Origin of the sequence: Agrobacterium tumefaciens (assembly GCF_013318015.2) — a bacterium.
Taxonomy (GTDB): domain Bacteria; phylum Pseudomonadota; class Alphaproteobacteria; order Rhizobiales; family Rhizobiaceae; genus Agrobacterium; species Agrobacterium tumefaciens.
In genome coordinates, this window is the sequence record NZ_CP115841.1 from 427619 (window position 1) to 453642 (window position 26024).

Sequence of the window (26024 nt, forward strand, 5' to 3'; positions counted from 1 at the left end):
CGCCAAGGAGCACGAATGAACATCGCCGTTTCCAAACCCCCTTTGACGATAAGGCTGTGCGGACCGCGCGGCTTTTGCGCGGGCGTGGACCGGGCGATCCAGATCGTCGTGCTGGCGCTGAAAGCCTATGGCGCGCCGGTCTATGTCCGCCACGAAATCGTTCATAATCGATACGTGGTCGAGGGGCTGGAAGCCAAGGGCGCGATTTTCGTCGAGGAACTGCACGAAATCCCCACCGAGCATCGCGAGCAGCCGGTGGTCTTTTCCGCCCATGGTGTGCCCAAATCCGTGCCGGAGGATGCGCAGGCGCGCAACCTGTTTTATCTCGATGCCACATGCCCGCTCGTCTCCAAGGTCCATAAGCAGGCCATGCGCCACCAGCGCCTCGGCCGCCATGTCGTGTTGATCGGCCATGCCGGTCACCCTGAGGTCATCGGCACCATGGGCCAGCTGCCCGAAGGTACTGTTTCGCTGGTCGAGACGGTGGAGGATGCCGGCACCTATGAACCGGTGGACCGAGAAAACCTCGGTTTCGTTACCCAGACAACGCTGTCTGTCGATGATACCGCAGGCGTTATTGCCCGGTTGCAGGAACGTTTTCCGGCCATTCAGGCGCCCGCCGCCGACAGCATTTGTTACGCCACCACCAACCGTCAGGATGCGGTGAAGCAGGCGGCCCCCGGCTGCGATCTCTTCATCGTGGTCGGCGCGCCCAATTCGTCAAACTCGAAGCGGCTGGTGGAAGTGGCGCTGCGCGCTGGCGCCAAACATTCAGTTCTGGTGCAGCGTGCGGCGGAAATCGACTGGGATGCGATCGGCGATATCCGCACCGTCGGTCTTTCGGCGGGCGCTTCCGCGCCGGAGGTCATCGTTGATGAGATCATCGAAGCCTTCAAGGCGCGTTTCGATACGACGCTAGATCTGGCCGTCACGGTGGAGGAAACGGAACATTTCCTCGTCAACCGCGAACTGCGCAGCATCGAGCTGACGACGGACGACATGGCTTTCGTGAACGGCAATGCCAGCAATGCCCTGCCACCGAAAGCCGCCACTGGCGCCTAGACCGGGATGGCGAGATATGTGAGTGGTTCCCACCGCGCACATCTCATCCCCTCTTCAGATTTTCACTCCATCCTTCATCAAGAGATTTGAAATTGGCAGTTTATACGGACATCACCGAAGATGATCTGAGGAATTTCCTCATACAATACGACGTTGGCAGCCTCACATCCTATAAGGGCATTGCCGAAGGCGTCGAAAACTCCAATTTCCTGCTGCATACGACGAAGGATCCGCTGATCCTGACGCTTTACGAAAAGCGCGTGGAAAAATCCGATCTGCCGTTCTTCCTCGGTCTCATGCAGCATCTGGCCGCCAAGGGTCTGTCCTGCCCCTTGCCGCTGCCGCGCAAGGACGGGGAACTGCTGGGCGAATTGTCCGGCCGCCCGGCGGCGCTGATCTCCTTCCTTGAAGGCATGTGGCTGCGAAAACCGGAAGCGAAACATTGCCGGGAAGTCGGCAAGGCCCTGGCCGCCATGCATCTTGCCGGTGAGGGGTTCGAGATCAAGCGCCCCAATGCACTCTCCGTCGATGGCTGGAAGGTGCTGTGGGACAAGTCTGAAGACCGCGCCGACGAGGTGGAGAAGGGCTTGAAGCAAGAGATCCGCCCGGAAATCGATTATCTCGCCGCCCATTGGCCGAAGGATTTGCCCGCGGGCGTCATCCATGCCGACCTGTTTCAGGACAACGTTTTTTTCCTCGGTGACGAGCTTTCCGGCCTGATCGATTTTTACTTCGCCTGCAACGACCTGCTCGCCTATGACGTGTCGATCTGCCTCAATGCCTGGTGCTTCGAGAAGGATGGCTCTTATAACGTCACCAAGGGCAAGGCGCTGCTGGAAGGTTACCAGTCGGTGCGTCCGTTGAGCGAGGCGGAACTGGATGCCATGCCGCTTCTGGCACGCGGCTCGGCGCTGCGCTTCTTCCTGACTCGCCTCTATGACTGGCTGACGACGCCGGCGGGCGCGCTGGTGGTGAAGAAAGACCCGCTGGAATATCTGCGCAAGCTGCGGTTCCACCGCTCCATCAGTCATGTCGCCGAATACGGGCTGGTTGGCGAATGAAACATGTCGATATCTTTACCGACGGCGCCTGCTCCGGCAATCCCGGTCCGGGCGGCTGGGGTGCCGTGCTGCGATATGGCGAGACCGAAAAGGAATTATCCGGCGGCGAGGCTGATACCACCAACAACCGCATGGAACTGCTGGCGGCCATCTCGGCGCTCAACGCGCTGAAAAGTCCCTGCGAAGTCGATCTCTATACCGACAGCGCCTATGTCAAGGATGGCATCACCAAGTGGATTTTCGGCTGGAAAAAGAAGGGCTGGAAAACCGCCGATAACAAGCCGGTCAAGAATGTGGAGCTGTGGCAGGCGCTGGAGGCGGCGCAGGAGCGCCATAAAGTGACGCTGCACTGGGTCAAGGGCCATGCCGGCCACCCGGAAAACGAGCGCGCCGACGAATTGGCACGCAAGGGCATGGAGCCTTTCAAACGCCGGTAACGGAAGTCTGATTTCTTCCATGCAGCCCTGATCCGGGCCAACCGTGATAAGGGATTGTGAAAACTGAAACCCGATCTATCTTGTCGTCAAACAGTTGGACGATGTTCCAGCGGAGGAGAGACATTCAGATGATCCTGCATTGTGTATTTCTACGGTTCAAGGCTGCAACGGCATCCTCTGAAAAACACGCGGTGTTTGAAGCAATTGCGGCCCTCAAGGACGTGATACCCGGCATAATCGACGTGAAATACGGCCAGAACGTTTCGCCGGAAGGCCTGAATGGCGGTTTCGTCGATGGCTTCATCGTGACGCTGGACAGCCCGGAAGCCCGCGACGAATATCTGGCGCACCCGCAACACATGGAAGTCGGTCAACGTCTGGTCTCGCTAACCGATGGCGGTCTGGCCGGGCTTCTGGTGTTTGATATGAACGTGTGAAAAAGGGCGGTTTGACCGCCCTTTAATGGATACTGTGCTTCATTCGCGACGACAGAGAGGTGGCTTAAAGCTGCTCGATCATCGCTGCAGCGGCCGAGACCGTCGCCTGGCCGGGATTTTCTTCCACGTTGAGCGATGTAACCACGCCGTCTTTCACCAGCATCGAATAGCGCTTGGAGCGCACGCCGAGGCCACCGCCGGAGAGGTCGGCATCGAGGCCGAGCGCCTTGGTGAAGGCGGCGTCCCAGTCGGCGAGGAAGTGAATTTTGCCCTGGCCGCCGGACGATTGTGCCCATGCGCCCATGACGTGCCAGTCGTTGACGGAAACGACGGCGATGTCATCCACGCCCTTTGCGAGAATGGCGTCGCGGTTTTCGAGGTAGCCCGGCAGGTGGTTCAGCGAGCAGGTGGGAGTGAAAGCGCCGGGTACGGCGAAAAGAACCACCGTCTTGCCGCCAAAAAGTGCATCGGTGGTGGTTTCCACCGGGCCATCGGCGGTCTTTTCCTTGAAGGTTGCGGAAGGCAGTTTTTCGCCGATCTTGATAGTCATGTCCATGCTCCTATGGCCGTTTGGTTCGCGCGACTATAGAGCAAGGAAAAGAAAACTGTCATACAGTTTTCGCGGGAAATTCCATGGCTGAGACAGCCGTTCGGGATATGCCGCCTGAACGGTCAGGGCTTTGGAAAATTGAGCATGGTCTCCATGGTCCGATCGCCGGATTTGACAAGAATGGGCCAGCTGTTGCCCTGCACCTGATAGGTTTTTGGCAAGCCCTTGATGTTCATGTAGAAGGAGAGCTTGCGCTTGTCTCGCACCAGGTTCTGCGGCTCATAATAGGCAAAACCGGAGGGGCCGGCGATGAATATTTCGGTCTCCTTCGGCGCGTTTTCCGGCAGCTGCAATTGCACGCCAAGCATGGTCTTGTCGGGCGTGATGTGGAAATCGACAACCTTGAAATCGTCGGACGCAGCCTCTGGCAGCGTCTCGCGCGCCTCTTCCAGCAATCGCCGCTCTTCGTGGTCGTCATCGCCCGCATTGCCGCGGCTGATCGAAAACGTCGCCTCAAAGGGAATGCAGATATTCTGGCAGACGCCGATGAAGGCGGTGAGGTCGATATTGCCTCCCGCTTTGGCGTCCACGGCTTTCAACTGAAAGGGAATGCTGACGGCGTGATCGTAGCCGATATCGGTGATATCGCCGTTCTCGATGAGTTTGGGAACGGGATAGGCCATCGATGTCAGGCTTATACCGCTTGCCGGATCAAGCGTGATCTTGGGCGGTATTCCAGCTTCGCCCGGTTCGCGCCAATAGGTTATCCAGCCGTCTTTCGGCTCGATCTGCAACACGCCGCGCACCACGCCGTCCGCATCCATGGCAAGGCTTGCCACACGCATCTGGCCGCCTTCACTTCTCGCCCAGTCGGTAATTTCGGCCTGCGCTAGTTGCCAGCTACCGAGAAGGGCGGCGAAGGCAACGGCGAGGCGAAGATGTGAAAATCGAAAGAATGTCCTGACGCTCATTCTTTCCGTCTAACCCAACATCGCCTGATGGACCAGTTACGAATTCGTGCGGTTCATCATTTTCGGTTGATTGATCGGGCGCGATGCCGCATCCTGTGCTTTGTCGAAGTGCGAACGCCGCTTTCCCGTTCAATGGTGGAATTCGGCAAGCTGGAGGCGCCGGTGAGCTTTTCAACCCTGATGGACAAACGCGAACGTGGCTTTTTTGACAGCCAGTTCCTCATTGCGATGCCGGGGCTGGACAATGGCAATTTTGCCCGTTCGGTGGTCTATATCTGCGCCCATTCGGATGCCGGAGCCATGGGTTTCATCATCAACCGGCCGCAGCAGATCACCTTCACGGATATTCTGCTGCATCTGAAGCTGGTGGACAGCAACGACGCCATCATGCTTCCCAACCGCACCCGGGAATTTCCGATCCAATGCGGCGGCCCGGTCGAATCCGGCCGGGGTTTCGTGCTGCATTCCGATGATTATTTAAGTGAATCGAGCATTCCGGTCAGCGACGACATTTCCTTGACGGCGACGCTGGATATCGTGCGCGCCATTTCCAACGGTCGCGGCCCGCAAAAGGCCACCATGATGCTCGGTTATGCCGGCTGGGGTCCGGGTCAGCTGGAAAACGAGATCGCCAATAATGGATGGCTGAATTGCCCGGCGGCGGAAGAGCTGATTTTCGACCGTGGACTGGACAACAAATACGAGCGGGCGCTTGCGCTTATGGGTGTGGATGCTCGCATGCTTTCTGCGGAAGCCGGCCACGCCTGATTTTTTCGTGATGCTCCTTTTGTCGACTGCTGGAACCAATCCCAATCCCTGACGTTAACAATCCCGAAAGCCGCACAGACAGTACGGCTCAACTAGGGAGCAGTAACATGGGTAGCACATCAGACAAGATCGCCGGTACAGCCAAGGAAGTTGCTGGCAAGGTCAAGAAAAACGTCGGCGAAGCAACCGGCAACAACGAGCTGCGCGCCAAGGGTGCCGCTCAGGAAACCGAAGGCAAGGTACAGAAGAACGTCGGCAAGGCCAAGGATGCGGTCAAGGGTGTCGTTGATCGTATGTAATGCCACCTGACGGGCTCCCGTGTCTTTGATGCGGTGCTTTGGAGCGCATGTGTTATCGCACATGCGCTCTTGTCGTCTGGAGGCCTGACGGGCGGGTTTGTTACGCCTTTCACCTTGGTCTCTTATATTCGCCTTCACCCAATTCATCCACCGCAAGGGTTTCATGAATGAAGCTTTTTTCCTGCGCTTCCTGTGGCCAGCCGGTCCACTTCGACAATCGTTTCTGCGTCTCTTGCGGCCATCGTCTGGCCTTCGTGCCGGAGCGCCTTTCCATGGAAGCGCTGGCGCCTGCGGGTGAGCCGAACTGGCAACTTGTTGCCCAGCCGGAAAGACAGGTGCGGTTCTGCGCCAATGAGGTGAACGACATCTGCAACTGGTCTGTGCCGGCGGAAAGCCAGAACGCCTTTTGCCCGGCCTGCAGCCATAACCGTCTCGTTCCAAATATCGCGACGGATGAGGGTATCGAACAATGGCGCGGCATCAGCCAGGCGCAGCGGCATTTGTTTTATTCGATATTGCGTCTCGGCCTGCCGCATCCCAACCGCGATGCCGATCCTGTCGGCGGGCTAGTCTTCGACTTTCTGGTCGACGAAGTCGCACCTGACGGTTCCGTCATTCCCGCCATGACCGGCCACGACGAGGGCCTGATCGCCATTCGCGCGGCAGAGGTGGATGATGCGACGCGCGAGCAGGTGCGCGCCAACATGAACGAGCCCTATCGCACCATGCTTGGCCATTTCCGCCATGAGGTCGGGCATTTCATCTGGAACAAGCTGGTTCGTGATGAGAGCCGACTGGAGGCCTGCCGCGCGGTATTCGGCGATGAGCGCGAAGACTATGCCGCCGCGCTACAGCGCAACTACGAGCAGGGGCCGCGCCCCAACTGGCAGGAAACCTTCATAAGCGCCTATGCCTCCGTGCATCCCTGGGAGGATTTTGCCGAGTGTTTCGCGCATTATCTTCACATCGTCGATACGCTGGAAACCGCGCGCGCCTTTGGCGTGGCGATAGACCCCGATGGACATGAGGAAATGGCGGCGGAGGTCACTTTCGATCCCTATAATGCCCGTAGCGCCGCACAACTGGTCAAGGCCTGGATTCCGCTCAGCGTCGCCATCAACTCGATCCAGCGCAGCATGGGGGAGGCGGACCTTTATCCCTTCGTGCTGGCCCCGCCTGTTGTGAGCAAGATGGAATTCATCCACGACCTGCTACACGGCAGGATCGACGCGATGCCTCAACGGCAGATGCAGCAGTTCTCGATGGCGCAGTGAATACGAGACACGAGAAGTCATAGTCAGGAAACGCGTCGTTTCCTTCTCCCGTCATTCCGGCTCAATACCGGAATGACGGCGGTGGATGGAGTAGCCCTTTACCACCCCATATTCCAATACCTCTTACGAAGCTCGCTTCGTCGGCTGGAACCGCTCCCGCAAAAGCTTCAGCGCCGCATCGCCGGAAACCGGTGTGCCGAACAGGAAGCTCTGGCCGAAATGGCAGTTCATGCGTGAGAGTTCCGCCGCATCCTCAGGCGTTTCAATGCCTTCCGCCACCACCTGCATATCGAGAGCGCGCGCCATGGCGATAACGGAGCGCAGTAGCACGTTGCGCTTGTCGCTGGTATTGGCCACCAGTGCCTTGTCGAGCTTGATCGTGTCGAAGGGGAAGCGGGTGAGATAGGCAAGTGACGAATAGCCGGTGCCGAAATCATCCATGGCGAGGCTGATGCCCGTTTCCTTCAGCTTGGAAAGCACCAGCCGCGCCTGTTCCGGGTTCTCCATCACCACGGATTCCGTCAGCTCCAGCTTCAGCTGCTGCGGATTACAGCGCGTTCGCGTCAGCATGCCGCGCACGTCGTTATACAATTCGTTATTCAGCAATTGCGCGCTGGAAATATTGACGGAGATGAAGATCGGCATCTTCTCGATGGAATGCTGCCAGTCCATCAGGTCGGTCGCTGCCCTTTCCAGCGCGAACATGCCGAGCGGTTCGATCAGGCCGGAGGCTTCCGCGATGGGGATGAATTCGCTCGGCGGAATGTTGCCGCGTTTGGGGTGTTCCCACCGCATCAGCGCCTCGAAACCGGCCAGCGCGCCATCGTCAAGCTTGACGATGGGCTGATAGGCGAGCGACAGCTCCTTGCGCTCGATGGCGCGGCGAAGATCGCTTTCCATTTGCAGGCGGTCGGTGCCGGACGTGCGGAAAGCGGGACGGAACGGCTCGACGCGGTTTCCGCCAGCGCGCTTGGCGCGGTACATCGCCAGTTCCGCATCGCTCAAGAGACCTGCGGCACTTTCCTGCTGGTCGATCCATGAAACGAGGCCGATGGAGGCGGTGAGGATGATTTCGCGATTGGCGAAATTGATCGGCACCATGATTGCCTTGTTCACCGCATCGGCGAAATCGGCCACCCGCTGCGGATCGCGCTCCGAGGTCAGGATCAGGCCGAATTCATCGCCGCCGAGACGCGCCAGCGTATCCTGCGGTTTCAACAGGCGGCGCAGACGCCGTGTCAGCGCGATGAGAATATTGTCGCCTGCAGCAATGCCGAGCGTATCGTTGACCAGCTTGTAACGGTCGATATCGATCGCCATCACCGTCGGGCGCACGCCGTCGCTTTCAGGAGAGAGGTTGAGGATCGATTGCAGGCGGTCGAGGAAGACCTGCCGGTTTGGTAGCCCGGTCAGATTGTCATTCATCGCATCCTGCAACAGCCGCTCCACCGAGTTCTTCTGCTCGGTGATGTCGGTGATGGTGCCGACGCAGCGGATGATTTCGCCGTTGGAGCCGAGAACCGGGCGGGCGCGGATTTGCAGCCAATGGAAATGTCCGTCTTCAGCGCGAATGCGGAATTCGTGATTGAGGCGGCCCTTGCGATGGTCGAGCAGCACGTCGAGCGTTGCCTTGAACCGGTCGCGATCGTCAGGATGCAGGCGCGGCAGCCAGTTGCGCGCAGCACCATGCATCGTGCCGGGCTCCAGCCCCAGACGGTTGGAAATGTCAGGTGTGGTGACGATGCGGTCGCGCGTCACGTCCCAGTCCCACACGGTATCGCCGCTGCCCGTCAGTGCGAGAGATTGCCGTTCGAGATCGGAAAACAGGCCCTGCTGATAGGCGCTGCCGGCAAAGGCATGCTGAATGACTGTGAAGCCGATCAGAAGCACGATCAGCACCAGCCCGCCGCCAAGCGCCGGCTGAACGATGTCGTTGTCCAATTGTCCGGTCACCGTCAGCCAGCTGCCGAACAGCCAGACGAGGATGAGCGCCCAGGACGGAACGAGCAAAATCGCCCGGTCGTAACGGTTGAAGCCGAGATAGATGATGAGTGCGATGCCGGCCGTCGCCGTCAGCGCGAAGGAGACGCGCGCGATACCGGAGGCGACCGAAGGATCGTAAATCGCGACGCCGAACAGCAGCGCCAGACCCACCACCCAGGCAAAGGTCGCATAACCCAGATGCGCGTGCCAGCGGTTTAGATTGAGATAGGTGAACAGGAAGACCACGAAGCTGGAGGCGAGAGCCACTTCGGCGCCCGCCCTCCATATTCGCTGATCGCTGGATGTGACGGTGATGAGTTTTTCAAGGAAGCCGAAATCGACGCAGATATAGGCGAGCACCGCCCAGGCGAGCGCGGCCGACGCCGGCAGAACCGAGGTTCCCTTGACGACGAACAGGATGGTCAGGAGCACGGCCAGCAGGCCGGCAATGCCGAGAACGATGCCGCGATAGAGCGTGAAGGCGTTGATCGTATCCTTGTAGGCTTCCGGTTCCCACAGATAGATCTGCGGCAATTGCGGGGTCGACAGCTCGGCGACGAAGGTGATGACGGAGCCGGGATTGAGCGTGATGCGGAAGACGTCGGCATCCGGGCTTGGCTGCCGGTCAAGCGCAAAGCCTTCGCTCGGTGTGATCGCGATGATGCGCTGCGAGCCGAGATCGGGCCAGAAGAGCTTGGAATTCACCAGACGGAAATGCGGTGCGACGATAACGCGCTCCAGCTGCTCTTCCGAGACGTTGGCGAGCGCGAAGACGGCCCAGTCGCCCTGATGGTCGGTGGAGCTGGCGCGCACCTCGATACGGCGGCGGATGCCATCCGGACCGGGCGCGGTCGAGACCTGAAAGGCTTCACCCTGATTGGCATAGATATCGGTTGTCGCGGTGAGATCGAGCGCCGTATCGTCACGGGAAATCTTCACCGGCTCGAAGGCGTAGGAAAGAGACGAAAAAAGCAGGAAAAACAGGAAGAACGGCGCAGCCAGTGCAATTGCCGCCAGACGTTTCGACAGGCACGGCGCAGAGTGAGTGTAAGTCATGTATCGTACTTCGTTCCACTGGAGCTTTGCTTGTCGGCAAGAAGGGAAAACATCGTATGATCCCGCCATTGGCCGTTGATTTTCAGATATTCCCGCAAGAGGCCTTCCCGCTGGAACCCGGCATTTTCGAGAAGCCGGATGCTTTTGAAGTTTTCCGGAATACAGGCTGCCTCGATACGGTGCAACTGAAGTCCGTTGAAGATATAGGGTATTACCAATTTTAATGCGGCAGACATATGGCCTTGCGCGGCGTAGCGTTCGCCCACCCAATATCCTATCATGCAGCTTTGTGCAGCACCCCTCCTGATATAACCGATGGTGATGCCGCCAACGAGCAACGTCTCCTTCTCGAATAGCAGAAACGACACGGCGGTGCCGGAGGAAAACTCCTGGCCGTTGCGCACCACACGCGTGCGGAAGGAGCCTTCCGTCAGTTCGTCCGGGCGCCAGGTGGGTTCCCATGGCTGGAGAAACTGACGGCTTTCCGAGCGCAGAACGTGCCACTGCTTGAAATCGCCATAGCGCGGCAGTCTGAGAAGATGGTTGGCGCTGCGCAGTTCCGGGGTGTCGTTATGTCGGGAAAGAAAACGCAGCATTCACCATCCCTGTACGGAAAGAAACCGCAACCCTCAGCCGTTCGCCTTTATCCTTGCGGGCTGCTGCGCGGAAAGCGCGGCAGTAATGTCTGAAAGAGGCGGCAGCTGTTCGAGCGGGCCAATTGCAGACAATGTCGGAACTGTATCGAAAAACAGCCGTCCTGCAAGATCGGTCAGGCGTTCCCGCGTGATGTCGTTCAGGCGCTCCATCATCTCCTCATTGGGGATGGGCCGGCCGTAAAGCATCATCTGCCGTGCCATCTGGCCGGCACGGGCTGCCGGGCTTTCCTGACCCATCAGCAGTTGCGCGCGGATTTGTGCGCGGGCGCGGTCGATTTCTTCCTGATGAATGGTCTGGGAAGACTTGCGCAACTCGTCGACGATGACGGGCATCAGTTCCGGCAGGTCGTTGCCGCCGGTCGCCGCATGCACGCCGAAAATGCCGGTGTCGGAAAAACCCCAATGGAAGGCATAAACGGAATAACAAAGGCCGCGGGACTCTCGCACTTCCTGGAACAGGCGCGATGACATGCCGCCCCCAAGAATATTGGCGAGAATTTGCGAACAGTAGAAATCGCGGGCGTGATAGGCCTTGCCCTCGAAGCCGAGAAGCACCTGCGCGTCCATGAGGTCACGGGTCTCGCGGATTTCCCCGCCGGTATAGATCGCCTTTTCGAGAACCGGCGTGGTGACCGGCAGCTGCGGCAGCGAGGCAAAGCGTTCTTCCACCTGCTTCACGAAGCTCTGGTGATCGACAGCACCCGCTGCAACGACGAAGATGCGATCCGTTGTATAGTTGCGGGCGAGATAATGCCTGATCTGGGCGCTGGTGAAGGATTGCACGGTTTCCGGAGTGCCGAGGATCGGGCGGCCGATGGTCTGGTCGCGATAGGCGACGCCGGAAAAATTGTCGAAAATCACATCGTCAGGCGTATCGGTGGCGGCACCGATTTCCTGGAGGATGACGTTTTTCTCCCGCTCCAGCTCGTCTTCGTCGAACAGCGACTCCGTCAGGATGTCTGCAAGAATATCGACGGCGAGCGGAACGTGGTCTTTCAGGACGCGGGCGTAGTATGAAGTTGTTTCCGTCGATGTCGCGGCGTTGACTTCGCCGCCGACATTTTCGATCTCTTCGGCGATCTGCCGGGCGGTGCGGCGCGCCGTACCCTTGAAGGCCATATGCTCGAGAAGATGGGCGATGCCGTGCTCGGCAGTCGTCTCGTTGCGGGACCCGGATTTGATCCACACCCCAAGAGCAACGCTTTCGAGATGCGGCATTCTTTCCGTGACAACGGTCAACCCGGACGAAAGCCGGGTCACATTAACTCTCATATCAAGTCTTTCCGCGTCTCTATTTGCCGGCGCGTGCGTGGCTGCCGATGAAGGTTTCCACCGTCTTCAGCTCTGCGTCCAGAATGTCGAAACGCTCCTCCCGGTTCATAATGTCAGCTAGCCATACTGGAAGCGCCGGGTCGATTGCGCAAGCGGATTTTACGGCGGTCGGGAATTTAGCCGGATGGGCAGTGGACAGGACCACCATCGGGCTTGATGCCTTTTCGTGTTTTTCCGCCACAAAAACGCCGGTCGCCGTATGCGGGTCGATCAGGTAACCGGTTTTCTCAAGCGTATTGCGGATCGTCGCCGCCACCTGCTTTTCGGTGGCACGGCCGGCGCGGAAATCCTTCTTGATGAATTTCAGCGCATGCGGCGGGATTTCAAACGCGCCGGATTGCTTGAGGCCATCCATCGACGCCTTTACCGCAGCGGAATCGCGGCCATAGGCCTCAAACAGCAGCCGCTCGAAATTGGACGAGATCTGGATGTCCATCGAGGGCGAGGTGGTGGGCGTGACGCCGCGCATCTCGTAACGGCCGGTCTTCAGCGTGCGCGCCAGAATGTCGTTGTCGTTGGTGGCGATGACAAGCTTGTCGATCGGCAGGCCCATCTTCTTGGCGACGTAACCGGCGAAGATATCCCCGAAATTGCCCGTTGGGACGGTGAAGGAAATCTTCCGGTCGGGACCGCCGAGCGACAGGGACGCCGTGAAATAATAGACCACCTGCGCCATGATGCGCGCCCAGTTGATGGAGTTGACGCCCGAAAGCTTGACGCCGTCGCGGAATTTCGCGTCGTTGAACATTTCTTTGACGAGGTTCTGGCAATCGTCGAAATTGCCGTTGATCGCCAGCGCATGCACGTTGGAGGCGGTGGAGGTCGTCATCTGGCGCTGCTGCACCGGAGAGACCTTGCCGTTGGGGAAAAGGATGAAGATGTCGGTGCGCTCGCGCCCGGCAAAGGCGTCGATGGCTGCGCCGCCCGTGTCGCCGGAGGTGGCGCCGACGATGGTGGCGCGCTCGCCGCGTTCAGCCAGCGTATAATCCATCAGGCGGGCGAGAAGCTGCATCGCCACGTCCTTGAAGGCAAGCGTGGTGCCGTGGAAAAGCTCCAGCACGAAGGTGTTCGGCCCGGTCTGCGTCAAGGGTGCTACGGCCGGATGGCGGAACGTCGCATAGGCGTCGTCGATCATCGCCCTGAACTTGTCGGCCGGAATTTCACCGCCGGTGAAACGGTAGAGAACTTCAAACGCGATGTCCTGATAGGACTTGCCGCGCAGGTTGCGGATTTCCTTTTTCGACATGGAGGGCCATTCGCGCGGCACGTAAAGCCCGCCATCACGGCCAAGGCCCGCCAGAAGCGCGTCGCAGAAACCAAGCGAAGGGGCCGCACCCCTGGTCGATACATATTTCACGAGATAGTCCCTTGTCGTTTACCGGTCTGTCCGTTGCCGTTACCGGCTCTTTATCAGCAGCATCCCGCCGGAATGAGGCGATTGGCGAGGTAATGAAGGGCTTTTTTGAAAATTCAAGCAAAACCAAACATGCCAATCGATTTTTTCCGGCGTCGCTGCTATAGACCATCGCCAACCTGCGTGAAAGGTCAATAAACAGCGTCTCCGGTTCGGATCCGGGACAATGGAGAGGGAATTAGAAGAGTGTCAGGGAATTTCTTGCGTTTGTCCGCCGCGATGTCGCTTCTGGCCGTTGTTGCAGGATGCAATTCCTCCAATCCGTCAGACTCGCTTGCCGTCAACCCTCCGGCGGCGCAGGCAAATGCCGTTGCTCCGGTGGTGCAGGCCAACTGCCCGACGGTCACGGTTCTCGATGCCAATGCCGTCCACCGCGTCTATGCCGGTGGCGCAAAGGACGATCCGCAGAAACTCGCCTATCAGGTTTCGCTGTCAGACACGACGCGCTCTTGTACCGCGAACGAAACCACGCTGACGGTAAACGTGCTGGCCCAGGGCCGTCTCGTTCCCGGCCCGATGTCGAAGCCCGGCCGCGTGACCGTACCGATCCGCGTCACCGTTAAGGACGGCGACGGCGAGATTTACGGCGAAACGACCAATTTCGCCATCGACGTTGCTGCAGGCGGTGCCGGCACGCAGTTCATCTTCAACAACGATCATGTCGCCATTCCCAACGGACCGGGCGGCGCACCGAGGTCGGTCAGTGTCTATATCGGTTTTGCCGAGCAGGGCGCAAAGGCCAAGACCAAGCGCCGGTGATTTGACGGGCGAAATGTAAAAACCGGAGGCTGCTTTTGCGGGCTTTCGGGCAGATCGCAAACAAACCATGGCTCATACGCAACGTCATCCTCGGGCCTGTCCCGAGGATCCGAACACGTATCGTAGAATCAAGTCGTTGCAGATGCTCGGGACAGGCCCGAGCATGACGAAGTGGCGTTTGTGACAAAGCCAGAGATTAAAAAGCGCCTTCCCACTCCGCCATCGCTGCAATAACGGCGGGCAGGTCCTGCATGCGTGAAATCACCGTTTCCGCGCCCGCGTCCGTCAACCGGTCGGCATGGCTGGGATAGGTGTGGGATGCGCCGGTGAAGCCGATGACGCGCATGCCGGCTGCCTTTGCACCATGCACGCCGTGCACGGAATCCTCGATTACGACGGCGCGATCCGGTGAAACGCCGAACTGGGCTGCGCCATGCAGGAAGATATCCGGCTTCGGCTTGACGCGGTCGGCTCCGAGATCCTTGGCGGAGTAGATATGCGGTGCGAAATAGGGCTTCAGGCCCACCTTCGTCAGCATCATGTCGAGGCGGTGGCTGGATGAATTCGAGCAGATGCAACGCGGTGTCGTCAGGCGCGACAGAGCGAACTTGACGCCCTCGATGATCTTCACGTCGCGTTCCAGCCGCGCGTCCAGCAGCTTTTCCGACTTGTCGAGCAGCGATGCGGAAAACGGGATGCTGGCTTCGCTTTCCACCTGCAGGAGGATGTTCTTCCAGGTCATGCCGGCGAAACGCTCGCCCATTTCCTCGACGGAGATCGGATACCCGGCATCGGTCAGAAGGCGGGACTCCACCTGTGCGGCGATGATTTCGGAATCGACCAGAACGCCGTCACAGTCGAAAATAATGAGGTCGAAGCCGCTCATGGGCGCTCCCTGTATCGGATTTGCCTTGGAAAAAAGTGATGCCCGGGCTTTTAGACCAAGTCCGCGTCAAGCTCAACCGGCTGGCCCGCAAGGGTCGGTCGCGCCCGGCTCATAGCTGGGATTTGGCTTTGCGCGTTTCCTGCGTGCAAAAACCGCTACACAGATCAGCGCCGGATGCGTTATGGGATGTTATGCCCAAGACAGCGAAAACCAGACCCGAAGATACCATTGCCGCACGCATCAGCCGCACTCTGGCTGACCGCATCGTGCGCGGTGAGCTGTCGCCGGGTGAACGTCTGAGGCAGGATCACATCGCCGCCGAATTCGGCGCATCGCATGTGCCGGTGCGCGAAGCGTTCCGCAGGCTGGAGGCGCAGGGCTTGGCCGCCAGCATTCCGCGCCGCGGCGTGCGGGTCGCGGATTTCGGCCTTGCCGATGTGCGCGAAGTCGCGGAAATGCGCGCCGCGCTTGAGGTTCTGGCGCTGCGCCACGCCATTCCAAACATGACTTCAGCCATTCTCGACCAGGCGGAGGCCGCCACGCTCGAAGGCGATAGCGCGGTCGACGTGCAGCATTGGGAAGAGGCCAATCGCCGCTTCCACCGCCTCATCACGGCGCCTTGCAACATGCCGCGCCTGATGGAGGCGATCGACGGCCTGCATGCCGCGAGCGCCCGGTTCCTGTTTTCCGCCTGGCGGGCAGGATGGGAGCGCCGCACCGATACCGATCACCGCGCGATCCTCGACGCATTGCGCGGCGGCCGTGCCGAGGAGGCGGTGCGAATTCTCGACGGGCACGTGCAATGGATCGGTCGCAAGGCAATCCGCACCCCTTCAGGCTCGGTGCACGATGCCTTCGCCATCGTCGGATAGGCCGGGAACGATTGGCTGCGCTCGTTTGGACTCCGCCGGAAAAGTCGGTTATCGATATCCGCCCGCGATGACGATCCGCGGTGCGTGAAGGGAGCATGGATGGCTGCTGATACGGCGAAATCACGGAGCGGATTTTTCCTTTGTCCGCCGATCTGTTTCCTTGATCGGAAACGCGCCCTGTGACGGTCCGCCTTCGCGCCCATCACCTTCTCTGCATGCTGACCTATGTGGGGAAGGGATATACCTCCGGTTTTGTCGAAAACTACGACCGTGTCGCCGCTCGGCTGAACGCCGGCGAAGAGGATATCGAGCTGGTCGATGGGCCGGACGATATCTGCGTTGGCCTGTTGTGCGAAAGCCATGCCCACTGTTTCAACGAGGGCGTGGTGCAGAGGGACGAGGCGGCCCGGCTTTCGGTTTCAACGCTTTTGAACGAGACAATCACCGCCGGAAAGCGGCTGCGGGCAACGCCGGAGCTGCTTGAGAAAATGCGTCTGGCCTTTGCTGCCGGAGACATCCGGCAGGCCTGTCGCGGCTGCCAGTGGATTAGGCTGTGCGATCGCATCGCGGCATCAGGATTTACCGGCGTGAAGATTGGCGAGCCGCCGCCGCACCCGGCCGGGCAGCGGCTTACTGCTACTCCGGCACATTCGTCTCGGTTCTCTCGGCGGCCTTGACCGTCGCCTTGATCTCCTTCGGCTCGCGCCCGGATTTCTTGTCGTAGCTCACCTTCACCGAATAATCGCCGGGATGCAGGGTCTCCTGATGCCGGTTGCCGTAACGGCCGGAAATTTCCTTTTGCGTACCCTGGAGGTCCTTGGTCGTTTCGACGATGTCGATCCGCTCCGCACCCGGTGCCGTGATTGCCAGAACACCAGCATCGAGGTTGAGGTTGATCTCAGTGCGTTTTCCTGCAGTTACGGTGAAGGGCTGTTCCACCGTGACCTTGCCCAGACGCGCGCGCATCACGAAATCGCCGGCAGGCATTTCCATGGTTTTGCCGGTGCCGTAAACACCGTTGATGGTCTGGCGAGTGCCATCAAGCGTCTCCTTGGCTGAAAGCGCTTCGAAACGGATATCGTCCGTTTCCACAGCCTTGCCACCGTCCGTATAGGCCGCCTTGGCAACGACCACGCCGCTCGGGATGACTAGATCGTGGCTGATCGTCTCGCCCGCCTTGATGGCAAGCGTTTCCTGCGCACGCGCAGGGCCGATGCTGCCGGTGAGGAGGAGTTCGCCCGCCGGCACGAAGGTCGTGTTCTGCCCGTAAACGCTGTCCTTGAAATCGTCTTTGGTGATTTCGGTTTTCGCCTGGCTTTCCACATCGCCGCCGGGGCTGCGTTTTGGCACCACCGTCAGTTCCGCCGCGTCGAAATTAGCCTTTGGCCTCGTTAGGCTTCCCTCCTTCACCTCGAAGGGTATTTCGCGACGGATGTTGCCCAGCGCTGCCACGCCGACATATTTACCCGCCGGCAGCTTCGCTTCGAAGGTGGCGTCGTAGGAGCCGCCGGCATTGACGTCGCTGCGCACTCCGGCCCGGTCGGCTTTGTAGAAATCCCACCGCACCCTGTCGCTGTTGCCGAGCGAGGGGCCGCCATCGAACAGTACAGCGTCGGTGACGACGTTGTATAGCGGTGCCGGCTCCTGCGCCCCCAAGCTTGACGGCAGTGCCGCCAGAAGAAGAGCCGCGGAAAAGGCATGCACTGAAAAAGAAGCCACTCGCGTTACGGACGTCATTGCGGATTACCCCCTGAGTTGCCGGTATTGCCAGCACCGACATGCGGAACAGGACAACCCGTTGTGCACAACGTTTTTGCGCCACTTCGGGTTCCCCGCCCGCGCCAGCAAATTGCGCGTGTCGGCCGCAACAGCCATTTATTTCGCATTTTCCGTGACTTGTTCAGGCTTTGATAACCATCTTCGGTAACCATAAGCATCAGTAGAGAGTAAGCGTATGGAGCGAGTACCAATGGCAGCAGTTTTTCCGCTGGCCGATTTTCGGCGTGCCGGTTTTGATCGTGCGGGCGAGAGTGACGCCTGGAAAGACAGCATAATCAAAGGTGATTGTGTCGCTGCCTTGGATGCCCTCCCGAGCCAGTCGGTGGATGCGATTTTCGCCGATCCGCCCTACAACCTCCAGCTTGGCGGTACGCTTCACCGGCCAGATCAGTCGCTGGTTGATGCGGTCGATGACGAGTGGGACCAGTTCTCCTCCTTCGAGGCCTATGATGCCTTCACCCGCGCCTGGCTGCTGGCCTGCCGCCGCGTGCTGAAGCCGAATGGTACCATCTGGGTCATCGGCTCCTACCACAACATCTTCCGTGTCGGCTCCATGCTCCAGAACCTCGATTTCTGGATCCTGAACGATATCGTCTGGCGCAAGACCAATCCCATGCCCAACTTCAAGGGCCGCCGTTTCCAGAACGCCCATGAGACCATGATCTGGGCGAGCCGCGATCCGAAAGCCAAGGGCTATACCTTCAACTACGAAGCGCTGAAGGCCTCCAACGACGACGTTCAGATGCGCTCCGACTGGCTGTTCCCGATTTGCAGCGGCCATGAGCGGCTGAAAGGTGACGACGGCAAGAAGGTGCATCCGACCCAGAAGCCGGAAGCATTGCTGGCACGCATCATCATGGCCTCCACCAAGCCTGGCGACATCGTGCTCGACCCGTTCTTCGGCTCCGGCACCACGGGTGCGGTTGCAAAACGTCTCGGCCGCCACTTCGTTGGTATCGAACGCGAACAGGATTACATCGACGCGGCGTCTGCCCGCATCGCCGCCGTCGAGCCGCTCGGCAAGGCGGAGCTGACCGTTATGACCGGCAAGAGGGCCGAACCGCGTGTTGCCTTCAACACCCTGGTGGAAAGCGGTCTCGTCCGTCCCGGCCAGGTGCTGACCGATGCAAAGCGCCGTTATAGCGCCATTATTCGTGCCGATGGTACGATTGCATCCGGCGGGACTGCCGGCTCCATTCACCGTCTTGGTGCAAAGGTGCAGGGTCTCGACGCATGCAACGGATGGACGTTCTGGCACTTCGAGGATGGCGACCAGCTGAAGCCTATCGATGATCTGAGAACAATCATCCGCAGTGAACTGGCAAAGGCCTGACAGTCTAAAGCCCAAAAGGCTGAAGGCAACGATCCACCGCCCGCCATTGTCAGCATACGTCTCCGTCCGGTTTAGTACCTTCAGTCCCGGATGGAGAACGACCAACGCCCGGCACTTCGGTGTCGGGCGTTGGTATTTTTGAATATCTAAATTTAGCCAGACAAGTTTCGCGCAAGAGAACGGTCATAGTGTCCTACGCAAAGCAATGGTTGTGAAAATCCGGTTCGGAAAGTTCACGAAAACATTGCTGTCCCATGCCGCTTGCGGCAGGACTGGCGCAGGCAGGAGACCGCCATTTCCGCCTGCGCCAATTTTCTTTTTGGATCTGATGGTCTGTCAGACATCCACGCCGTAGGATTGCAGATCCTGCTTCAGCTTTTCCGCCCCGGTAAAATGCACCGCCTGCCAGCCGGCGGCCTTGGCGCCTTCGACATTAACAAGCGTATCGTCAATGAAGATGCTTGCGGCAGGGTCGAGGCCAAATTCCTTCGCGTGCAGCTCGTAGATCGCCACATCCGGTTTCAGCAGCTTCACATCGCCAGAAACCGTCACGCCGCGCGGCAGGGTGAGGAAGGGGAACATCTTCTGCGCTTCGCGGAAGGTATCTGAGGCGAAGTTGGTCAGCATCGTCACGTCGTGACCGTTGTCGATCAGGCCGGTCATGATCGCGACGCTGTCGTCATAGGAATGCGAGACCATCTCATGCCAGAACTTGCGGAAGGCGCGGATATGCTCTTCCCGCTCGGGAAACTGTTCCATCAGCAGCGCCTCGGCGTCTTCCCAGCCGCGTCCGCGATCCTGTTCGAGGTTCCAGTCATGGGTGCAGACATTCTCGAAGAACCATTTGCGCTCGTCGGCATCGGGAATGAGGCGGCTATAGGGAATATGCGGATCGTAGTGGATCAGTACCTTGCCGATGTCGAATACGATATGCTCAATCTTGGTCATCGAAACTTCCTGCTTTCATCGAATGCGGATGGAATAGCCTGTGCGATGACTTTTTTCATCACCGTCGGCAAGGCTTGCGCGTCAAGATTTGTAACCGGCTCCCACCATCCGTCATCCGCGCCAGTTTCAAGCCCATCCGGCACCTGTGCCCGATAGACGGTGAGCCGCAGCTCGAAATGGGTGAAGACATGCACAATGACGCCCGCCGCTTGCCAAGACGCGGCAAAAGGCGCGTGGCTCGTGTCGGTGCCGCCATCCACGCGGGCGGTCCATGCCGTTGTCGGCACCTCCGTCATGCCACCGAGAAGGCCGCTTTCTATGCGCCGCCGCAGCAGAATTTCGCCGCTTGCATTCACCGCCACGAAGGCGGCTCCCAGCCGCACCGGTTTTGCCTTTTTCGCGGCCTTGACCGGAAACCGCTCCGGCTCGTCATGGGCAAGCGCCAGACAGCCGCCATTGAACGGACAGAGCGCGCAGGCAGGGCGCTTCGGCGTGCAGATCGTCGCACCGAGATCCATCATCGCCTGCGCAAAATCGCCCGGCCGGTCGGGAGGCGTAAGCTCCGCCACCTTCGCCTTCATGGCGGGTTTCGAGCTGGGCAGGGGTGCATCTATGGCGAAAAGGCGGGAGATGACGCGCTCCACATTACCGTCCATCACCGCCGCCTGCCGGTTGAACGCAATGGCCGCCACGGCAGCAGATGTATAGTCGCCGATGCCGGGCAGCTTCTTCAGGCCCTCTTCGGTATCGGGAAAGACGCCGCCATGCTCTTTCGCCACAGCTTCCGCACATTTTTTCAGGTTGCGGGCGCGGGCGTAATAACCAAGTCCCGCCCATGCAGCCATCACATCCTCAACCGGTGCCGCCGCCAGATCGCTGACATGAGGCCACGTTGCGAGGAACTTCAGGAAATAGGGTTTAACCGCCTGCACCGTCGTCTGCTGCAACATCACTTCGGAAAGCCAGACATGATAGGGATCGGCACGTTTTCCTTGTGCCGCCATGGCCGGCGAGGTGCGCCAAGGCAACTCGCGATGGTGGCGGTCGTACCATGCGAGCAGCATCTGCGCGTGCGATGACGGGGCGGTTTTTTGAAGCATGGTTTGCCGTTTCTCTTCGATTCGGCCTATAGTTGGGCCATTCATACCGACCTATCAAGAAGCTCCGGACTGTCCGGTCCTGAAACCCGAGTGAAAAATGCGATATCCACGCAAAGGCGTCATCCAGATTGCCGAAATAGCCAATGGCATCATGGATCCCCTCCTGTCTAAACGGGCGGGCATCAACACGGCGCTGCTCGGCTCGTGGGACGAGATAGCCGGCGATGACTTTGCCGATTGCACGCGGCCGGAAAAGATTACCTGGCCGCGTCGCGACGAGGGGCCGGATCGCGGCGGTTACCAGCCGGGCGTGCTGACGATTGCCTGCGAAGGCGCGCGCGCTCTGTTCCTCACCCACGCACAGGGCGAGCTCATCGCCCGCATCAACGGCTTTTTTGGCTTTCCGGCGGTACGCCAGATCAGGATCGTGCAGAAGCCGGTATCGCAGCCCGTTCCCCGCCGGCGAAAGCCGCCGCCGCTGCGCGGTGATGCGGCAAAACGTCTCGACGATATGATGGACGGCATCGAGAGCGAAGCGCTGCGCAAGGCAGTGGAAAGGCTCGGCACGGCGGTGATGCAGAAGAAGAAGCCGCGGGGCGGGACGATTTGATGTCGCGCACGGTCCTTGACTGGTCACAATTCTTTGACAAGAAGAGTTCAAAACCCCGCTTGTGATGAACAGGCCGTCGCTATATCGGAATCAACAGACAATAGAGTCTATTACCAACAGGTGCTTTCATGCATTTTTCCGAACTGACCATTTCCCGTCGCAGCCTTCTCGGCGGCGTTGCACTTGCTGCCCTTGCCACGGCCCTGCCGTTTGCCTTCACGCCGGGCGTTGCCCAGGCGCAGGAATTGCCTGAATCCACCGGTGACGTGGATATGGCTGCGGTGTTGAAGCCCGGTCCGCTGCCGGAAGCGGCGCTCGGCGATGCGAACGCTCCCGTCAAGATCGTCGAATATATGTCGATGACCTGCCCGCATTGCGCCAATTTCCACAACAAGACCTTTGACGAGATCAAGAAGAAATACATCGATACCGGCAAGGCCTATTTCGTCATCCGCGAATTCCCGTTCGATCCGCGTGCCGCCGCTGCCTTCATGCTGGCGCGCTGCGCACCGGAAGGACAGTATTTCCCGTTCGTTTCCATGCTGTTCAAGCAGCAGCAGAGCTGGGCAACAGCCCAGGATGCCCGTGCGGCCCTGCTTCAATTGTCGAAAATGGCCGGTTTCTCACAGGAGTCTTTCGAGGCCTGCTTGACGAACCAGAAGCTTCTGGATGATGTGAACGCAACGATGCAACGCGGTGCGACGGAATTCGGCGTCAACTCCACGCCGACTTTCATCATCAACGGCAAGAAATACGCGGGAGACATGTCGGTTGAAACCATGTCGGCTGTCATCGACAAGCTGCTCTGATCGCCGAACCCTTAAAGCAACGGGCGGCGGATATTTCCGTTCGCCCGTTTTTTATTGCCGTTATTTCAGGCGGAGCGGAGCGGCATGAAGTTCAACAAGCTCCGCGTCGTCGGTTTCAAATCCTTCGTTGAACCCTCGGAATTCATCATCGAGCCGGGTCTGACCGGTGTCGTCGGTCCCAATGGTTGCGGCAAGTCCAATCTGGTCGAAGCGCTTCGCTGGGTGATGGGCGAAAACTCCTACAAGAACATGCGCGCATCCGGCATGGATGACGTCATCTTCTCTGGTTCCGGCAATCGCCCGGCCCGCAACACCGCGGAGGTCGGCCTTTATCTCGACAATTCCGATCGCACCGCGCCCGCCGCCTTCAACGATGCCGATGAAATTCAGGTGACGCGCCGCATCGAGCGCGAAAACGGCTCGGTTTATCGCATCAACGGCAAGGAAGCGCGCGCCAAGGATGTGCAGCTTCTGTTTGCCGATGCCTCCACCGGCGCGCGTTCGCCCTCGATGGTGGGGCAGGGGCGTATCGGCGAACTCATCAATGCCAAGCCGCAGGCCCGCCGCCAGCTTCTGGAAGAGGCGGCCGGCATTTCCGGCCTGCATTCCCGTCGCCATGAAGCGGAGCTTCGCCTGCGCGCTGCCGAAACCAATCTGGAGCGGCTGGAGGATGTGACCGCCCAGCTTGAAAGCCAGATCGAAAGCCTGAAACGCCAGGCGCGGCAGGCCAACCGTTTCAAGATGCTGTCGGCGGATATCCGCGCCCGCGAGGCGACCTTGCTGCATATCCGCTGGGTAGAAGCCAAGGAAGCCGAAGGCGAAGCGGAAAGCGCGCTTAATCAGGCCACGAACATCGTTGCCGAAAAGGCGCAGGCGCAGATGGAGGCGGCCAAACAGCAGGGCATTGCCAGCCTGAAGCTGCCGGAACTGCGCGAGGATGAAGCGCGTGTCGCTGCCGCCCTGCAACGTCTACAGATTGCCCGCACCCAGCTGGATGACGAGGCTAACCGCCTGCTGCGCCGCCGTGATGAGCTGGCGCGCCGTTTGTCGCAGCTTGGCGAAGACATCGTTCGCGAAGAACGGCTTGTCTCTGATAACGCCCAGATTCTTGCGCGGCTCGATGAGGAAGAGGCAGACCTTCTCGAAATTCTCGCCGATTCCGGTCGTCATGCCGAAGAGATGCGCGAAGCCTTTGAGGCAGCTGCCGCTAAACTGACTGAAAGCGAAACCGTTTTCACTGCCATCACCGCCGAGCGCGCCGAGGCCGCCGCCGGGCGCCAGCAGCTGGAACGGGCGATCCGCGAGCTTTCCGATCGTAAACTCCGGCTGGAACGCCAGTCGCAGGAGGCATCCTCCGAGATCGATGCCGTCGATGAAAAACTCTCCGGCCTTCCCGATCCTTCGGAGCGCCGCGAGGCGGTCGAGGCAGCCGAGATCGCGGTGGAAGACGCTCTGATCGTGGCGGAGGAAGCCGAAGCCGCCGTTGCCGAGGCGCGTTCCGCCGAAGCGCTGGCGCGCGGCCCGCTGGAAACGGCGAGAAACCGGCTGAACGCTCTGGATACGGAAGCGCGCACCATCACCAAAATCCTGGCGGCCAGTGCTGCCGCCAATGGCAGCTTCACGCCGGTGGCGGAAGAAATGACGGTGGAACGTGGTTTTGAGGCAGCGATTGGTGCAGCCCTTGGCGACGACCTCGAAAGTGCCCTTGATCCCGCTGCTCCCGCCTATTGGGCCGGCAATGGCGATGGTGCGGGCGATCCTGCTTTGCCGCAGGGCGTCAAGCCGCTTTTGAACTATGCGCAGGCGCCGGACGCATTAAGGCGCGGTCTCGCCCAGATCGGCGTTGCAGCCGACACTGCGGAAGCCTTGCGCCTGATGCCGTCGCTGAAGGCCGGTCAGCGGCTGGTGACGCGCGAGGGCGCGCTGTTTCGCTGGGATGGCCACATCGCCAGCGCTGATGCGCCGGGAGCCGCCGCCCTTCGTCTGGCACAAAAGAACCGGCTTGCCGAAATCGAGACGGAACTGGAAGAGGCCCGTTTCAGTCTGGAGGAGGCCGAAGAACAGCTCTCCATCAGGACCGACGACATCAAAAGCGCCGAGTTGCGGCTTTCGGAAGTGCGCGACAGAAGCCGGCTGGTGACGCGTCATCTTGCCGAGGCACGCGAGGCGCTGACATCAGCCGAACGCGCCTCGGGCGATCTTCTGCGCCGCCGGGATATCGTTTCGGAAGCGCTGAACCAGATCGGCGCGCAGATCGACGAGATCGTCGTTCAGGAAGAAAACGCCCGCATCGAAATGGAAGATGCACCGGATCTTTCCGCCCTTGATCTGCGCCTGCGTGAAAGCCAGCTGGAAGTCGCCACAGACCGTGGCCTGCTGGCAGAAGCGCGCGCCCGCCACGAGGGGGTGAGCCGCGAGGCGGAAAGCCGCCAGCGCCGGCTTCAGGCAATCGCGCAGGAGCGCTCCACGTGGGCATCGCGGGCCGCCAGTGCCGCCGATCACATCGCCACCCTGCGCGAGCGTGAGGAAGAGGCGCGCGAGGAAATCGCCGAACTGGACATTGCGCCGGAAGAGTTTGACGAGAAACGCCGCAACCTCCTGACCGAGCTTCAGAAAACCGAAGACGCCCGCCGCTTGGCCGCGGACCGGCTGGCGGAGGCGGAAAACCTGCAACGCGCCGCCGACCGCGTTGCAACCACCGCCCTTTCCGAACTGGCAGAAGCCCGTGAAAAGCGCGGCCGCGCCGAAGAGCGGCTTGTTTCCGCCCGCGAGAAGCGGCAGGAAACCGAACATCGCATCCGCGAAACGCTGAATACCGAGCCGCATATGGCGTTGCGCCTGACCGGCCTTGGTCCCGACCAGCCGAAGCCAGATATTCGCGATGTCGAGCGCGATCTCGACCGGCTGAAGATCGAGCGTGAGAGGCTGGGCGCCGTCAACCTGCGTGCCGAGGAAGAGCAGGCGGAGCTGTCCGCCAAGCTCGCGGCCCTCATCAAGGAACGCGACGATATCATCGACGCGGTGCGCAAGCTGCGCGCCGGTATCCAGAACCTCAACCGCGAAGGCCGTGAACGGTTGATTGCGGCCTTCGATGTGGTCAATTCGCAGTTCCAGCGGCTTTTCACCCATCTGTTTGGTGGCGGCACGGCGGAATTGCAGCTGATCGAATCCGACGATCCGCTGGAAGCCGGCCTGGAAATTCTCGCCCGTCCTCCTGGCAAGAAGCCACAGACCATGACGCTGCTTTCCGGCGGTGAACAGGCGCTGACGGCCATGGCGCTGATCTTTGCGGTCTTCCTCACCAATCCCGCACCGATCTGCGTGCTGGACGAGGTGGACGCGCCGCTCGACGACCATAATGTCGAGCGTTACTGCAACCTGATGGACGAAATGGTTGCCTCCACCGAAACGCGTTTCGTCATCATCACCCACAATCCCATCACCATGGCGCGCATGAACCGCCTCTTCGGCGTCACCATGGCCGAACAGGGCGTGTCGCAACTGGTTTCCGTGGATTTGCAGACTGCCGAGCAACTGCGCGAAGCCGTCTGAGTTTCCCGTTCCGGGTCTACCCCTTAAGCCTTTTCCATCGCGAATTTATCTGGCCGCATCACCCATTCGGGTGGGC

At 59.9% G+C, this 26024-nt stretch carries 24 protein-coding genes; 14 read left to right on the forward strand and 10 right to left on the reverse strand.

The features are described 5' to 3' along the window. The first annotated feature begins 15 nt into the window (after positions 1–15). The 4 genes from ispH to G6L97_RS02085 all read left to right on the forward strand — a co-directional run bounded on the left by ispH (position 16) and on the right by G6L97_RS02085 (position 2997). On the forward strand, positions 16–1062 hold the full coding sequence (gene ispH / locus G6L97_RS02070; protein ID WP_019564182.1) for a 4-hydroxy-3-methylbut-2-enyl diphosphate reductase: 1047 nt from the start codon (positions 16–18) through the stop codon (positions 1060–1062). A 92-nt stretch (positions 1063–1154) separates the two neighbouring features. Beyond that, complete coding sequence (locus G6L97_RS02075) at positions 1155–2123, forward strand: homoserine kinase (RefSeq protein ID WP_111783343.1); 969 nt, start codon at positions 1155–1157, stop codon at positions 2121–2123. After that, positions 2120–2560: a ribonuclease HI gene (gene rnhA, locus G6L97_RS02080; protein WP_003511799.1), complete on the forward strand. Its 441-nt coding sequence runs from the start codon at positions 2120–2122 to the stop codon at positions 2558–2560. Before G6L97_RS02075 ends, rnhA begins: the two co-directional genes overlap by 4 nt. A 128-nt stretch (positions 2561–2688) precedes the next feature. Beyond that, positions 2689–2997, forward strand: coding sequence for a Dabb family protein (locus G6L97_RS02085; protein ID WP_013635620.1), 309 nt, complete (start codon positions 2689–2691; stop codon positions 2995–2997). A gap of 64 nt (positions 2998–3061) precedes the next feature. Here the strand turns inward: G6L97_RS02085 and G6L97_RS02090 are convergent, their stop codons facing one another. Both G6L97_RS02090 and G6L97_RS02095 read right to left on the reverse strand, forming a co-directional pair. Continuing rightward, positions 3062–3547 carry a peroxiredoxin gene (locus G6L97_RS02090; protein WP_003511803.1) on the reverse strand — a complete coding sequence of 162 codons (486 nt, stop codon included), beginning with the start codon at positions 3545–3547 and terminating at the stop codon, positions 3062–3064. 122 nt (positions 3548–3669) lie between these two features. After that, a complete protein-coding gene (locus G6L97_RS02095; protein ID WP_065702733.1) occupies positions 3670–4518 on the reverse strand; it encodes a protein-disulfide reductase DsbD domain-containing protein in 849 nt (282 codons plus the stop codon). 162 nt (positions 4519–4680) lie between these two features. Here G6L97_RS02095 and G6L97_RS02100 point away from each other — a divergent pair, with 162 nt between their 5' ends. From G6L97_RS02100 to G6L97_RS02110, 3 genes are all read left to right on the forward strand, one after another. Then, complete coding sequence (locus tag G6L97_RS02100; protein WP_003511807.1) at positions 4681–5286, forward strand: YqgE/AlgH family protein; 606 nt, start codon at positions 4681–4683, stop codon at positions 5284–5286. Positions 5287–5393: 107 nt separating this feature from the next. Next, positions 5394–5585: a CsbD family protein gene (locus G6L97_RS02105; protein WP_003511808.1), complete on the forward strand. Its 192-nt coding sequence runs from the start codon at positions 5394–5396 to the stop codon at positions 5583–5585. Between the two features lie 167 nt (positions 5586–5752). Then, positions 5753–6859: a zinc-binding metallopeptidase family protein gene (locus G6L97_RS02110; RefSeq protein WP_111783272.1), complete on the forward strand. Its 1107-nt coding sequence runs from the start codon at positions 5753–5755 to the stop codon at positions 6857–6859. Between the two features lie 123 nt (positions 6860–6982). On the opposite strand, the gene G6L97_RS02115 is transcribed toward G6L97_RS02110, so the two are convergent. Genes G6L97_RS02115 through thrC form a run of 4 tightly spaced genes read right to left on the reverse strand, consistent with a single transcriptional unit; the run spans position 6983 to position 13243 of the window. After that, on the reverse strand, positions 6983–9898 hold the full coding sequence (locus tag G6L97_RS02115; protein ID WP_003511812.1) for an EAL domain-containing protein: 2916 nt from the start codon (positions 9896–9898) through the stop codon (positions 6983–6985). Further along, complete coding sequence (locus tag G6L97_RS02120; RefSeq protein ID WP_003511814.1) at positions 9895–10494, reverse strand: GNAT family N-acetyltransferase; 600 nt, start codon at positions 10492–10494, stop codon at positions 9895–9897. The genes G6L97_RS02115 and G6L97_RS02120 overlap by 4 nt, the downstream gene beginning before the upstream one ends. 33 nt (positions 10495–10527) lie before the next feature. Next, positions 10528–11826 (reverse strand): M16 family metallopeptidase, encoded by a 1299-nt coding sequence (locus G6L97_RS02125; protein WP_003511816.1) that lies wholly within the window; start codon positions 11824–11826, stop codon positions 10528–10530. Positions 11827–11845: 19 nt separating this feature from the next. Further along, the gene (gene thrC / locus G6L97_RS02130) at positions 11846–13243 is read right to left on the reverse strand and encodes a threonine synthase (RefSeq protein ID WP_111783270.1); all 1398 of its coding nucleotides are present in this window, start codon (positions 13241–13243) and stop codon (positions 11846–11848) included. 276 nt (positions 13244–13519) lie between these two features. On the opposite strand from thrC, the gene G6L97_RS02135 reads away from it, so the two are divergent. Further along, positions 13520–14059, forward strand: coding sequence for a hypothetical protein (locus G6L97_RS02135; protein ID WP_003511819.1), 540 nt, complete (start codon positions 13520–13522; stop codon positions 14057–14059). Positions 14060–14255: 196 nt separating this feature from the next. Here the strand turns inward: G6L97_RS02135 and G6L97_RS02140 are convergent, their stop codons facing one another. Then, the gene (locus G6L97_RS02140) at positions 14256–14945 is read right to left on the reverse strand and encodes an HAD family hydrolase (protein ID WP_111783269.1); all 690 of its coding nucleotides are present in this window, start codon (positions 14943–14945) and stop codon (positions 14256–14258) included. 191 nt (positions 14946–15136) lie between these two features. Between G6L97_RS02140 and G6L97_RS02145 the strand changes: the two genes are divergently transcribed. Beyond that, positions 15137–15817 carry a GntR family transcriptional regulator gene (locus tag G6L97_RS02145; RefSeq protein WP_013635630.1) on the forward strand — a complete coding sequence of 227 codons (681 nt, stop codon included), beginning with the start codon at positions 15137–15139 and terminating at the stop codon, positions 15815–15817. Positions 15818–16032: 215 nt separating this feature from the next. Then, on the forward strand, positions 16033–16494 hold the full coding sequence (locus tag G6L97_RS02150; RefSeq protein ID WP_041694521.1) for a DUF1284 domain-containing protein: 462 nt from the start codon (positions 16033–16035) through the stop codon (positions 16492–16494). Here the strand turns inward: G6L97_RS02150 and G6L97_RS02155 are convergent. Further along, positions 16454–17554 carry a hypothetical protein gene (locus G6L97_RS02155; protein ID WP_065661290.1) on the reverse strand — a complete coding sequence of 367 codons (1101 nt, stop codon included), beginning with the start codon at positions 17552–17554 and terminating at the stop codon, positions 16454–16456. The genes G6L97_RS02150 and G6L97_RS02155 overlap by 41 nt on opposite strands. A 232-nt stretch (positions 17555–17786) precedes the next feature. Here G6L97_RS02155 and G6L97_RS02160 point away from each other — a divergent pair, with 232 nt between their 5' ends. Next, positions 17787–18929 carry a site-specific DNA-methyltransferase gene (locus G6L97_RS02160; protein ID WP_003511827.1) on the forward strand — a complete coding sequence of 381 codons (1143 nt, stop codon included), beginning with the start codon at positions 17787–17789 and terminating at the stop codon, positions 18927–18929. A gap of 336 nt (positions 18930–19265) precedes the next feature. On the opposite strand, the gene G6L97_RS02165 is transcribed toward G6L97_RS02160, so the two are convergent. Together G6L97_RS02165 and mutY are read right to left on the reverse strand one after the other, a co-directional pair. Beyond that, the gene (locus G6L97_RS02165) at positions 19266–19877 is read right to left on the reverse strand and encodes an HAD family hydrolase (RefSeq protein WP_003511829.1); all 612 of its coding nucleotides are present in this window, start codon (positions 19875–19877) and stop codon (positions 19266–19268) included. After that, positions 19874–20977 (reverse strand): A/G-specific adenine glycosylase, encoded by a 1104-nt coding sequence (mutY, locus tag G6L97_RS02170; protein ID WP_174002661.1) that lies wholly within the window; start codon positions 20975–20977, stop codon positions 19874–19876. The genes G6L97_RS02165 and mutY overlap by 4 nt, the downstream gene beginning before the upstream one ends. Before the next feature lie 97 nt (positions 20978–21074). Here mutY and G6L97_RS02175 point away from each other — a divergent pair, with 97 nt between their 5' ends. The 3 genes from G6L97_RS02175 (at position 21075) to G6L97_RS02185 (ending at position 25948) form a co-directional block, all read left to right on the forward strand. Next, positions 21075–21587, forward strand: coding sequence for a DUF721 domain-containing protein (locus G6L97_RS02175; protein WP_003511832.1), 513 nt, complete (start codon positions 21075–21077; stop codon positions 21585–21587). A gap of 128 nt (positions 21588–21715) precedes the next feature. Then, a complete protein-coding gene (locus tag G6L97_RS02180; RefSeq protein WP_003511833.1) occupies positions 21716–22396 on the forward strand; it encodes a DsbA family protein in 681 nt (226 codons plus the stop codon). An 84-nt stretch (positions 22397–22480) separates the two neighbouring features. Beyond that, positions 22481–25948 (forward strand): chromosome segregation SMC family protein, encoded by a 3468-nt coding sequence (locus G6L97_RS02185; protein ID WP_174002663.1) that lies wholly within the window; start codon positions 22481–22483, stop codon positions 25946–25948. Positions 25949–26024: the final 76 nt, after the last annotated feature.

What these genes read in the sequence shown, in the direction of transcription:
- ispH (WP_019564182.1), top strand. Translation starts at nt 16, where the DNA reads ATGAACATCGCCGTTTCCAAACCCCCTTTGACGATAAGGCTGTGCGGA.
- rnhA (WP_003511799.1), top strand. Translation starts at nt 2,120, where the DNA reads ATGAAACATGTCGATATCTTTACCGACGGCGCCTGCTCCGGCAATCCC.
- G6L97_RS02085 (WP_013635620.1), top strand. Translation starts at nt 2,689, where the DNA reads ATGATCCTGCATTGTGTATTTCTACGGTTCAAGGCTGCAACGGCATCC.
- G6L97_RS02090 (WP_003511803.1), bottom strand. Translation starts at nt 3,547, where the DNA reads ATGACTATCAAGATCGGCGAAAAACTGCCTTCCGCAACCTTCAAGGAA.
- G6L97_RS02095 (WP_065702733.1), bottom strand. Translation starts at nt 4,518, where the DNA reads ATGAGCGTCAGGACATTCTTTCGATTTTCACATCTTCGCCTCGCCGTT.
- G6L97_RS02105 (WP_003511808.1), top strand. Translation starts at nt 5,394, where the DNA reads ATGGGTAGCACATCAGACAAGATCGCCGGTACAGCCAAGGAAGTTGCT.
- G6L97_RS02110 (WP_111783272.1), top strand. Translation starts at nt 5,753, where the DNA reads ATGAAGCTTTTTTCCTGCGCTTCCTGTGGCCAGCCGGTCCACTTCGAC.
- G6L97_RS02115 (WP_003511812.1), bottom strand. Translation starts at nt 9,898, where the DNA reads ATGACTTACACTCACTCTGCGCCGTGCCTGTCGAAACGTCTGGCGGCA.
- G6L97_RS02120 (WP_003511814.1), bottom strand. Translation starts at nt 10,494, where the DNA reads ATGCTGCGTTTTCTTTCCCGACATAACGACACCCCGGAACTGCGCAGC.
- G6L97_RS02125 (WP_003511816.1), bottom strand. Translation starts at nt 11,826, where the DNA reads ATGAGAGTTAATGTGACCCGGCTTTCGTCCGGGTTGACCGTTGTCACG.
- G6L97_RS02135 (WP_003511819.1), top strand. Translation starts at nt 13,520, where the DNA reads ATGTCGCTTCTGGCCGTTGTTGCAGGATGCAATTCCTCCAATCCGTCA.
- G6L97_RS02140 (WP_111783269.1), bottom strand. Translation starts at nt 14,945, where the DNA reads ATGAGCGGCTTCGACCTCATTATTTTCGACTGTGACGGCGTTCTGGTC.
- G6L97_RS02145 (WP_013635630.1), top strand. Translation starts at nt 15,137, where the DNA reads ATGCCCAAGACAGCGAAAACCAGACCCGAAGATACCATTGCCGCACGC.
- G6L97_RS02150 (WP_041694521.1), top strand. Translation starts at nt 16,033, where the DNA reads ATGCTGACCTATGTGGGGAAGGGATATACCTCCGGTTTTGTCGAAAAC.
- G6L97_RS02155 (WP_065661290.1), bottom strand. Translation starts at nt 17,554, where the DNA reads ATGACGTCCGTAACGCGAGTGGCTTCTTTTTCAGTGCATGCCTTTTCC.
- G6L97_RS02160 (WP_003511827.1), top strand. Translation starts at nt 17,787, where the DNA reads ATGGCAGCAGTTTTTCCGCTGGCCGATTTTCGGCGTGCCGGTTTTGAT.
- G6L97_RS02165 (WP_003511829.1), bottom strand. Translation starts at nt 19,877, where the DNA reads ATGACCAAGATTGAGCATATCGTATTCGACATCGGCAAGGTACTGATC.
- mutY (WP_174002661.1), bottom strand. Translation starts at nt 20,977, where the DNA reads ATGCTTCAAAAAACCGCCCCGTCATCGCACGCGCAGATGCTGCTCGCA.
- G6L97_RS02175 (WP_003511832.1), top strand. Translation starts at nt 21,075, where the DNA reads ATGCGATATCCACGCAAAGGCGTCATCCAGATTGCCGAAATAGCCAAT.
- G6L97_RS02180 (WP_003511833.1), top strand. Translation starts at nt 21,716, where the DNA reads ATGCATTTTTCCGAACTGACCATTTCCCGTCGCAGCCTTCTCGGCGGC.
- G6L97_RS02185 (WP_174002663.1), top strand. Translation starts at nt 22,481, where the DNA reads ATGAAGTTCAACAAGCTCCGCGTCGTCGGTTTCAAATCCTTCGTTGAA.